Raw genomic sequence first — 527 nt, 5'->3', positions numbered from 1 at the left:
TCATGGCCGATCAGGCGATCGAATGCAGTATCAAAATTCATCATTTGCCGCCTGTGATGTTGGACACGATGCCGGCCCACAATGCAGCGGCCAGCGCGGCCGCGGCCACACCGATAAATGCAACGGTTCCCTGATCGGCGACCTTGCGCAGTTTTCTGCCAAAGCGCAGATCAGCGCGAAATTCTTCGACCTGTTCCGGCACGTCCACGTCCACGCCCAGAATGGCGAAGAACTTCTTCACGGCAAGGTCGGCCGCTTGCTGGCAGACCTGCGTTTCACGTTGTTCGTTCATAGTTGCTTTTATGCTTTCAGCGTGGCCGCGAAGCGGAACAAGTCGTCCCGCTTGCCCTGATCAATTCCCAGTACGTCCGCCGCCGCGTTGAACATGGCGCTGCCATGCTCGACGGTTTGCAGCTCGTCCCAAGCGCGGCGGTAATACGCTGGCGTGGCCGGATCATTCATCATCGCCTCGAAAGCATCGAACAGCGTCCAATCCGGCCGGTCGTCCCGCGGCCACGGTGTCAGCC

Annotated in this window: 2 protein-coding genes; both read right to left on the bottom strand. The window is 59.6% G+C overall.

Annotated elements, in window-relative coordinates; genetic code table 11:
• Positions 1 to 40: 40 nt before the first annotated feature.
• The gene (locus RCF13_RS00515; protein ID WP_144654632.1) at positions 41 to 292 is read right to left on the bottom strand and encodes a hypothetical protein; all 252 of its coding nucleotides are present in this window, start codon (positions 290 to 292) and stop codon (positions 41 to 43) included.
• Positions 293 to 300: 8 nt separating this feature from the next.
• On the bottom strand, positions 301 to 527 hold a 227-nt coding region (locus tag RCF13_RS00510; protein ID WP_308140703.1), incomplete at its 5' end, for a hypothetical protein.

The organism is Stenotrophomonas maltophilia group sp. RNC7 (assembly GCF_030910085.1).
In the GTDB taxonomy this organism is placed as follows: Bacteria; Pseudomonadota; Gammaproteobacteria; order Xanthomonadales; family Xanthomonadaceae; genus Stenotrophomonas; species Stenotrophomonas sepilia.
The sequence above is the reverse complement of the archived record's forward strand: the minus strand, read 5'-3'. Positions and strand labels throughout refer to the sequence as shown.